Origin of the sequence: Shigella sp. FC1967, from assembly GCF_001743005.1 — a bacterium.
GTDB lineage: Bacteria > Pseudomonadota > Gammaproteobacteria > Enterobacterales > Enterobacteriaceae > Proteus.
The window spans coordinates 1-9,589 of the sequence record NZ_MIIZ01000299.1 but is presented as its reverse complement, the minus strand read 5'-3'; the positions used below and the strand labels follow the sequence as shown (position 1 = coordinate 9,589).

7 protein-coding genes and 2 pseudogenes are annotated in these 9,589 nt (G+C 39.9%); 5 read left to right on the top strand and 4 right to left on the bottom strand.

Going from position 1 to position 9,589, the window contains the following annotated elements; genetic code table 11:
• The first annotated feature begins 137 nt into the window (after positions 1-137).
• A complete protein-coding gene (locus BHE89_RS02715; RefSeq protein ID WP_069367242.1) occupies positions 138-581 on the top strand; it encodes a flavodoxin in 444 nt (147 codons plus the stop codon).
• Between the two features lie 144 nt (positions 582-725).
• On the opposite strand, the gene BHE89_RS02710 is transcribed toward BHE89_RS02715, so the two are convergent.
• From BHE89_RS02710 to map, 4 genes are all read right to left on the bottom strand, one after another.
• Positions 726-1,112 carry a DUF3461 family protein gene (locus tag BHE89_RS02710; RefSeq protein WP_069367243.1) on the bottom strand — a complete coding sequence of 129 codons (387 nt, stop codon included), beginning with the start codon at positions 1,110-1,112 and terminating at the stop codon, positions 726-728.
• 70 nt (positions 1,113-1,182) lie between these two features.
• Positions 1,183-2,007 (bottom strand): 2,3,4,5-tetrahydropyridine-2,6-dicarboxylate N-succinyltransferase, encoded by an 825-nt coding sequence (gene dapD, locus BHE89_RS02705; RefSeq protein ID WP_069367244.1) that lies wholly within the window; start codon positions 2,005-2,007, stop codon positions 1,183-1,185.
• A gap of 34 nt (positions 2,008-2,041) precedes the next feature.
• Entirely contained in the window at positions 2,042-4,687 is a 2,646-nt protein-coding gene (glnD, locus tag BHE89_RS02700; RefSeq protein WP_069367245.1) for a bifunctional uridylyltransferase/uridylyl-removing protein GlnD, read from the bottom strand.
• A gap of 154 nt (positions 4,688-4,841) precedes the next feature.
• A complete protein-coding gene (gene map, locus BHE89_RS02695) occupies positions 4,842-5,639 on the bottom strand; it encodes a type I methionyl aminopeptidase (RefSeq protein WP_069367246.1) in 798 nt (265 codons plus the stop codon).
• Positions 5,640-6,237: 598 nt separating this feature from the next.
• On the opposite strand from map, the gene rpsB reads away from it, so the two are divergent.
• From rpsB to frr, 4 genes and pseudogenes are all read left to right on the top strand, one after another.
• On the top strand, positions 6,238-6,963 hold the full coding sequence (gene rpsB / locus BHE89_RS02690) for a 30S ribosomal protein S2 (RefSeq protein WP_023582712.1): 726 nt from the start codon (positions 6,238-6,240) through the stop codon (positions 6,961-6,963).
• Between the two features lie 135 nt (positions 6,964-7,098).
• Positions 7,099-7,952: pseudogene (tsf, locus tag BHE89_RS02685) on the top strand (translation elongation factor Ts).
• 135 nt (positions 7,953-8,087) lie between these two features.
• Positions 8,088-8,816, top strand: coding sequence for a UMP kinase (gene pyrH, locus BHE89_RS02680; RefSeq protein WP_069367247.1), 729 nt, complete (start codon positions 8,088-8,090; stop codon positions 8,814-8,816).
• A 112-nt stretch (positions 8,817-8,928) separates the two neighbouring features.
• Positions 8,929-9,487 (top strand): annotated as a pseudogene (gene frr, locus BHE89_RS02675) (ribosome recycling factor).
• Positions 9,488-9,589 lie beyond the last annotated feature (102 nt).

Sequence of the window (9,589 nt, the reverse complement as noted above, 5' to 3'; positions counted from 1 at the left end):
AGTAGAAAATGGGATAACGTTAAACGTTCTCTATTTAATTAGTTGATAATTTAATTTTCTTGAGTACAAAGAGGAATTCTTATATGTTAAATCCAAAAATATTTGATTTTTTCACAATATAATTTGGATAAAACATTATGGCTAAAATCGGCATTTTTGTGGGAACTGTTTACGGCAATGCATTAGCAGTTGCTGAAGAAGCTCAACGTATTTTGCTTGAACATAAACATCAAGCCAATATTTATGAAGAAGGCACACTTGTAGATTGGGAAAAATATTCGACAGTGCTTGTAATAACGTCAAGTACTGGACAAGGTGATTTACCTGATACTCTTGCACCTCTATTTCATGAATTGCGCGATAATGTAGGATATCAGCCAAATCTAAGTTATGGCTTGATTGCCTTAGGTGATAGTAGTTATGACTATTTTTGTGGTGCGGGGATGAAATTTGATGAGTTGTTACAAGAGCACCAAGCAAAGCGTATCGGCGAAATATTAAAAATAGACGGCATGGATGTTGCTGAGCCAGAAGTATTTGCAATAGATTGGCTTGAAAACTGGGTTGGCCTATTAGATTAAGTAGAAAATAATCTGATCTTTAATTGGTTAATAAATAATGAACCCTATTTTGTATTTTAAAACACCGCTTATTTCTGTTTTATACAGTAACTAAGCGGTGTTTTTTATAAAATTGACAGATATAACAGCTAAAATGCCTTGTTATTAACGACGAGTCAGTTTTTCTAAATCAGCTTCAATTTCAGCAATTTTATTTGCGACAACGTGTTCAAGATGGCGCAAGTCGTCCAGGATTTTATGTTTTAAATCGACTTCGACTTGGTCTTGTTGACAAATTTGATCTAATTCTTCAATGACATAACGTAAGTTAGTATTGATTTCATTGACTTCTTTAAAACCTTGTCCTGATTGACTATCAGAAATCGTTTTACGTTGGCGTGGATATTTAAATTTTACGCTTTTTGCAAAGAATTCACCTTTATCTTTGCGAAAATAGATTTTTAAAATATCGTTGTTAGCTTCTTGGCGTAGGGTATAGCGGTCAATATCTTCAGGATGCGGGATCCCTAAATTTTTTAAATTATCGTACATATATTGGCACCTGATAGAAAGATGAGTGAAAGAATAGCGAACAGAATTAATTCTATCCGCTGTTCTTATATTAGTCGATAGTTCTTAACAATTCATTAATACCCACTTTTCCACGCGTTTTGGCGTCAACTTTTTTCACTATCACGGCGCAGTAAAGACTGTAGCTTCCATCTTTAGAAGGTAAATTGCCTGACACAACAACAGACCCAGCAGGGACTCGGCCATAATGTACTTCGCCGGTTTCTCTGTCGTAAATCTTGGTACTTTGCCCAATATAGACGCCCATTGAAATAACGGCACCTTCTTCGACAATAACCCCCTCAACAATTTCAGAGCGAGCACCAATAAAGCAGTTATCTTCAATAATGGTTGGGTTTGCTTGCAGTGGTTCTAAAACACCGCCGATACCAACCCCCCCCGAGAGATGGACATTTTTCCCGATCTGAGCACACGAACCTACGGTTGCCCATGTATCAACCATGCTACCTTCATCGACGTAAGCACCAATGTTGACATAAGATGGCATTAAAACAGTGTTGCGAGCGATGTAAGCGCCTTGTCTAACCGCTGCGGGAGGAACAACACGAAAACCTTCTTTTTCAAAACGTGCTTGATCATAATCAGCGAATTTCATCGGCACTTTGTCAAAATAACGACTTTCACTACCCTCAATGACTTGATTATGGTTGATGCGAAAAGAGAGCAGAACCGCTTTTTTTAACCATTGATGAGTCACCCACTGACCGTCAATTTTTTCTGCGACCCGCAGTTTTCCGCTGTCTAGCAGTGCAATAACGCTATTAATCGCATCACGAATATGAGGCTCAACGTTGTTTGGAGTGATATCAGCACGATGTTCAAAGGCGTTATCAATAATAGATTGTAATGCTTGCATCAATAGTATTTCCTATATGTATTGTCGTGGGTTCCTATATTTTATCCTTTGAAACTAGGGCTTTTGTCAACCTTTCTACGACTTCATCCTTCATTTTTTGGTTTAATGCCTTATTTTCGCTATCAGTTAATACGAAGAAATCCTCAACACGTTCGCCTATTGTGGTTATTCTTGCACCATGTAATGAAAGTGAAAGATCAGCAAAAACTTTACCAATAATTGCTAATAATCCTGGACGATCTCGTGCAAATAGTTCCATATAGGTGCGCTTATTATGGTTAGACGCGATAAAGTTAATTTTTGTCGGAACGTCAAAATGGCGCAATTTGGCAGGTAATGAGCGTGTTTTTGCATTGGTGTTATAAGGTGCGGATACAACTTGGATCAAGGCGTTGCGGATTGCATTGTATCTATCAATTGCCAAAGGTTTACCATTCGGCTCTAACACAATAAAGGTATCCATCGCCATATTATCGCGGTTAGTAAAAATTTGAGCGTTATGGATACTTAAATTGCGTCTATCTAATTCACCAGCAACAGAGGCAAAAAGGGAAGGTCTATCCGCACACCAAATAAAGATTTCAGTGCCACCATGTTCAGTTTGTTGGCTGATTAACACCATAGGATCTGCGCTATTATGCTCAATTAATGCAAGTGCATGCCATGCAATTTGTTCGGGTGTGTGCCGTAAAAAATAGTCAGCATGACAACGTCCCCAAATTGCTTGCAATTTATCTTCATCAATCTGTTCCATGCGTAAAATAGTTAGCGCTTGCAAACGATGGTGGCGAATACGTTCACGTAAATCGGGAATAGAGTGCATTCCTTGGCGTAATTGTGTTTCAGTTGAGAGAAATAATTCACGTAGTAGGCTCTGTTTCCAGCTATTCCATAGCGTGTTATTGGTTGCACAAATATCCGCAACGGTTAAACACAAAAGATAGCGTAATCGGCTTTCATTTTTTACTTCTGATGCAAACTGAAAAATAATGTCAGGATCTTGAATGTCCCGTCGTTGCGCTGTAACAGACATAAGTAAGTGATGACTAACAAGCCATTCAACCAATGCAGATTCTCTCTGATTTAAACCATGTTGTTGTGCAAAAATCGCCACATCTTGTGCGCCAAGCTCCGAGTGATCACCATGACGTCCTTTCGCAATATCATGAAAAAGTGCAGCTAAACGTAATAATTCAAGTTGTGGGAGTTTTGGGTAAATATCAACACAAAGAGGGTGTTTTTCACGGTTCTCTGGGTGGCTAAAGCTTTCAAGTTTTTGTAAAACACGAATGGTATGTTCATCAACAGTATAGGCATGGAATAAATCAAACTGCATTTGGCCGACAATATTATTCCATTGCGGGAAATAAGCCGCGAGTACACTGTGTTTATGCATTGGAACAAATGCACCAGAAACCGCACGAGGATGGCGTAATATCTGCATAAAAACTTGACGTGCAAGTGGGTACTCACATAAAGGCTGAACTAAATGCCGGCGAGCATAACGTAAATGGCGAAGGGTTGTTGAATAAATGCCTGTGATCTCTTTATGCTCAGCCATACGTAAAAAGAGGCGCATAATAGCGATAGGATCGTCAAGGAAGCAACTGTCATCAACAACATCAATTAAAGAGCCTCTCAGTTGAAATTCATTGTCCAAAAGACGTGGTTTTACATTAGGTTGCAGAGCAAGAATAGCTTCGTCAAATAGCTGAAGTAACATATTATTTAACTCACTGACACGACGAGTTACGCGATAATAATCTTTCATCATTTTTTCAACGGGCTGATTGCCTTCACCTTCATAATTTAAAAGTTGAGCAACATTGAGTTGTCTATCAAACAACAGGCGATTGTCATAGCGAGAAAGCACAAGATGAAGAGCAAAACGAATTTTCCATAGCGTGTATTGGCATTCTAATAGCTCTTGTCCTTCAGCTGGCGTTAAAAAGCCAAAGTTGACCATTTCAGAAACTGATGTAGCACCAAAGTGGCGATGTGCGACCCAAATGAGAGTATGGATATCGCGTAGTCCACCAGGGCTACTTTTGATATCAGGTTCTAGGTTATAACTCGTGCTATGGTATCGCTGATGTCTCTGTTTTTGTTCTTCAACTTTTGCAGCAAAAAAATCAGGTGATGGCCAAAATCCTTGGCTAAAAATATGGTTAATTAATTTCTGATAAAGGGGATCGTTTCCACAAATGAGGCGTGCTTCTAGTAAGTTTGTTGCAACGGTTAAGTCTGAAAGGCCTTCTAAAAGACATTCCTCCATTGTTCTTACACTGGCACCAATTTCAAGGCGTACATCCCACAGTAATGTGATGAGTTTGCTGACTTTATCTTCTGCTTCTGCAGATAAAGGTGTTTCACTTAAAAAGAGAAGGTCAATATCAGAAAGCGGGTGCAACTCTTGTCTACCATAACCACCGACAGCAATGATACTAAGATCTGGATAATCCGACAGTTGTGTATAGCGCCATAATTGCGTTAAGAGTTGGTCAATAAAATGGCTACGGGCTTGAAGTAATAACGCGACATCAACATCATGATGAAAGGCATCTGTTAACCAAGACTGAAATTGTTCGATTGATTGCTTAAGTTCAGTACAATTTAGGGTATTTTCAGTCAGCAAAAAAGGGGAAGGGGGCGGTGTTTTAAATGCATTTTTATTCGTCATTATTCGTCTTCTTTCTCAATGTTTGCTTATGATATTAAGACTAATGTTAAAACGATAACCTGACTAGTCATTCTGCTGTTTCGTAGCAAATAAAATAAAAAAAGCGACATACCTTGAAAAAATATGTCGCTTTTACATTTTTCGCTAAAGAAGCTTATTCGTTGACCAATACGGCAGAAATAAACGGTTCTTCTTCTTTACGTAATGTCATGATTTCACAGCCATTATCGGTAACAACTAATGTATGTTCGTATTGTGCAGACCAACCTCTGTCTTTCGTTTTAACAGTCCAGCCATCTTTCATTGTACGAATACGGTAATCACCTGTGTTTACCATTGGTTCGATGGTGAATGCCATGCCTTTTTGTAACACAACACCGCTATCATCTGCATCGTAGTGTAGAACTTGAGGTTCTTCATGGAATCCTTCACCAATACCATGACCGCAATATTCACGAACAACAGAATAGTCATGGGCTTCAACAAATTTTTGAATGGCTTTACCAAGTTCACGTAAGCGAATACCCGGTTTAACCATTTTAATAGCAAGGTAGAGGCTTTCTTGAGTGATACGACATAAGCGTTCACCTTGTATTGTTGGTTTACCTACGATAAACATTTTTGAGGTGTCGCCATGAAAACCCTCTTTAATAACAGTGACATCAATATTAACGATATCACCATCTTTAAGGATTTTTTCTTCACTAGGAATGCCGTGGCAAATAACATCGTTAACCGAAATACAGACTGATTTAGGGAAACCATGATAGTTAAGACAAGCAGGAATAGCCTGTTGTTCGTTAACAATATGTTCATGACAAATACGGTCTAATTCAGCGGTGTTTATGCCAGGTTTTACGAACGGTGCGATAATTTCAAGAACTTCTGCCGCAAGACGACCTGCGACGCGCATTTTTTGAATATCTTCTTCTGTCTTGATTACAATAGCCATTTGAGTTCTTCGTCTAGATTAAAAGCCACAATACGAACTAGATAATATGCTTTGTTGTATTCATATTTTGTATTGCAGGCTAAATGAATGATGATAAGAAATAATTCTGATTACCATTTATGATATCAGCAGAAAGTAGATGTGCCAATAAAGAGGATGTGTGTAATCTGTCTGATATCGAGGATTAATGACGAACATTACGCCTTCTTAATCTCATTGTCTTTACATATTGCGCTTTTCTATTTTGTATTTTTCTAGTGAATTGATATTGGGGAAGTATTTATTATACCTGCGTTGATCTCGTTTTTTCTTTATCCAAAGGGTGTGTTTTTATGTCAAATTAAGCCCATGACAAACGTAAGTAATAGTGGTTTCTTGAGGTTAATTGTGGTATAAAGCGCGCCGGAGTTCTGTTATTGCATCACACCATGGGTAATAGCAGTAAATCTGAAACATTCAATTGTGTTAATTACACACACAAATCGGCACATAACGCCGGGGTGCTCTTATGTAAAGGTCAAACCTTTGCAGCTGATGAGTCGGTCGTATGGGATTTGTGGACGAAATAACCCCAAATTTAAATTTATAGAGGTCTAAAATGGCAACTGTTTCAATGCGCGATATGCTGCAAGCTGGTGTTCACTTCGGTCACCAAACTCGTTACTGGAATCCAAAAATGAAACCATTCATCTTTGGTGCGCGTAACAAAGTTCATATCATTAACTTGGAAAAAACTGTTCCAATGTTCAATGAAGCTCTGGTTGAACTGAACAAAATTGCTTCTCGTAAAGGCAAAATCCTGTTTGTTGGTACTAAGCGCTCTGCCGTTGAAGCTGTTAAAGAAGCAGCAGAAAGCTGTGACCAGTTTTATGTAAACCACCGCTGGTTAGGCGGTATGCTGACTAACTGGAAAACTGTTCGTCAGTCAATCAAACGCCTGAAAGATTTAGAATCACAATCTCAGGACGGTACTTTTGACAAACTGACCAAGAAAGAAGCGTTAATGCGTTCTCGTGAACTTGGTAAGTTAGAAAACAGCCTGGGTGGTATCAAAGACATGGGCGGTTTACCTGACGCTCTGTTTGTTATCGATGCTGAACACGAACACATTGCTATCAAAGAAGCAAACAACCTGGGTATCCCAGTATTTGCTATCGTTGATACTAACTCTGATCCAGATGGTATCGACTTCATTATCCCTGGTAATGACGATGCAATCCGTGCGGTTAAATTATATCTGACCGCTGCAGCTACAGCTGTTCGTGAAGGTCGTTCTCAAGATCTGGCTGTTCAGGCTGAAGAAGGCTTAGTCGAAGCTGAATAATAAGGCATGCTCGTAAGAGCCCTTATTTAACCAGGTATTGCTATATATTGGTTAGGGGGCCTCAATAGGCCCCCTTTACACATCTGCTATGAGAACATCTATGGCTCGCCCATAGAAAAGTCGAGGAAGAAACAAATGTCTGGAATTACCGCTGCATTGGTAAAAGAACTGCGTGAACGTACTGGCGCAGGCATGATGGAATGTAAAAAAAGCGCTGGTTGAAGCTAACGGTGATATCGAATTAGCTATCGACAACATGCGTAAATCAGGTCAAGCAAAAGCGGCTAAAAAAAGCAGGTCGCGTTGCTGCTGAAGGTATCATCCTTGCAGAAGTTGCTGCTGATGGTAAATTCGGTGCGCTGGTTGAACTGAACTGTGAAACAGACTTCGTTGCTAAAGATGCTGGCTTCATCGCATTCGGTAAAGATGTTATGGCTGCAGTATTAGCAGACAAAACTGACGATATCGAAGCACTGAAAGCGAAATTCGAAGATGCTCGTACTGCATTAGTTGCAAAAATTGGTGAAAACATCAACATTCGCCGCGTTGCTATCTTAGAAGGCGAAGAATTAGGTACTTACCTGCACGGTGCTCGCATCGGTGTTTTAGTTGCAGCTAAAGGCGCTAACGAAGAACTGATCAAACACATTGCTATGCACGTTGCTGCAAGCAAACCAGAATATGTTCGCCCTGAAGATGTGCCTGCTGATGTTGTTGAGCATGAGCACCAAATCCAGATGGACATCGCAATGCAATCAGGTAAACCACGCGAAATCGCAGAAAAAATGGTTACTGGTCGTATGAACAAATTCACTGGTGAGATTTCTCTGACTGGTCAGCATTTCGTAATGGATCCAAGCAAAACTGTTGGCGATCTGCTGAAAGAAAACAATGCTGAAATCATTAACTTCGTTCGTTTCGAAGTGGGTGAAGGTATTGAGAAAGTTGAAGCTGATTTCGCAGCAGAAGTTGCGGCAATGAGCAAATAATAACGCTTTGCGTTAATGGAACCGCCTTAAGGCGGTTCTATTTTGTTGTAATCTCCACTGGCTGTTTGCTTTTTTTGTTTAAAAGAGAAGCTATCTAAAACCTCCAATTAACTAATCTGCTTAGGACAGAACACCATGGCTACCAATGCAAAACCTGTATATCAGCGAATTTTATTAAAGCTGAGTGGCGAAGCCCTGCAAGGCGCAGAAGGTTTCGGTATCGATGCGAGCGTACTTGATCGCATGGCTCAGGAAATCAAAGAACTCGTTGAATTAGGTATACAAGTCGGTGTCGTAATTGGCGGTGGTAACTTGTTCCGTGGCGCGGGTCTTGCTGCGGCAGGTATGAACCGTGTTGTGGGTGACCATATGGGAATGCTCGCGACGGTAATGAATGGTTTAGCAATGCGTGATGCATTGCATCGTGCTTATGTAAATGCTCGCCTTATGTCTGCATTTCCATTGAATGGTGTCTGCGATAACTATAGTTGGGCAGAAGCAATTAGCCTATTACGCCATGGTCGAGTTGTTATTTTCTCGGCGGGCACAGGCAACCCATTCTTTACTACCGATTCAGCTGCGTGTTTACGCGGTATTGAAATTGAAGCTGACGTTGTATTAAAAGCAACGAAAGTGGACGGCGTTTATTCTGCCGATCCAACCAAAGATCCTGATGCAGTACTTTATGAAACACTGACTTATCAGGATGTATTAGAACGTGAATTGAAAGTCATGGATCTTGCTGCATTCACATTAGCCCGAGATCATAATTTACCTATCCGCGTATTCAATATGAATAAACCGGGTGCATTACGTCGGGTTGTAATGGGTGAAAGTGAAGGAACTTTGATTTCTCACGCTTAATACACAGAGACAACGGTATAATTTGGCGTTAACATCTAGAGTACGCCAATTCATTTATGTCGATATGATTTCATATCGACTGGAAGATAACCAGTTCCCAAGGGTTTATAACGTGATTAATGAAATCAAAAAAGATGCTCAAGAACGCATGGATAAAAGCGTTGAAGCACTGAAAAGCCAGATTAATAAAGTTCGTACTGGTCGTGCGTCTCCTAGCCTTTTAGATGGCATTGTAGTTGAATACTACGGAGCGCCAACGCCATTAAACCAAGTTGCTAACGTTGTTGCAGAAGATGGCCGTACACTGGCAATCACTGTATTCGACCGTACTTTAGCACCCGCTGTTGAAAAAGCGATTATGGCATCAGATTTGGGTTTAAATCCTTCATCTGCGGGCGCCATTATCCGTGTCCCACTGCCTCCATTAACTGAAGAACGTCGTAAAGACCTCATCAAAGTTGTTCGTGGTGATGCAGAACAAGGCCGCGTTTCTGTTCGTAATATCCGTCGTGATGCTAACGATAAAGTAAAAGCATTACTGAAAGATAAAGAAATCAGCGAAGATGATGAACGCCGCTCACAAGATGACATTCAGAAGTTAACTGACATGTTCATTAAAAAAAATTGATGATGCATTAGCGCTGAAAGAAGCAGAGTTAATGGAATTCTAATTTTATATCTTTTTTCGATAATGCCGCTTTTTTAGCGGCATTATTTTTTAATTATTGATTTGAAAATTTTGTGTGTAATATCTTTCTTTTTGTCACATTATT

Bases quoted from the DNA above. Each gene is read 5' to 3' on its own strand.
- BHE89_RS02715 (WP_069367242.1), top strand. From the start codon at position 138: ATGGCTAAAATCGGCATTTTTGTGGGAACTGTTTACGGCAATGCATTA.
- rpsB (WP_023582712.1), top strand. From the start codon at position 6,238: ATGGCAACTGTTTCAATGCGCGATATGCTGCAAGCTGGTGTTCACTTC.
- map (WP_069367246.1), bottom strand. From the start codon at position 5,639: ATGGCTATTGTAATCAAGACAGAAGAAGATATTCAAAAAATGCGCGTC.
- BHE89_RS02710 (WP_069367243.1), bottom strand. From the start codon at position 1,112: ATGTACGATAATTTAAAAAATTTAGGGATCCCGCATCCTGAAGATATT.
- glnD (WP_069367245.1), bottom strand. From the start codon at position 4,687: ATGACGAATAAAAATGCATTTAAAACACCGCCCCCTTCCCCTTTTTTG.
- dapD (WP_069367244.1), bottom strand. From the start codon at position 2,007: ATGCAAGCATTACAATCTATTATTGATAACGCCTTTGAACATCGTGCT.
- pyrH (WP_069367247.1), top strand. From the start codon at position 8,088: ATGGCTACCAATGCAAAACCTGTATATCAGCGAATTTTATTAAAGCTG.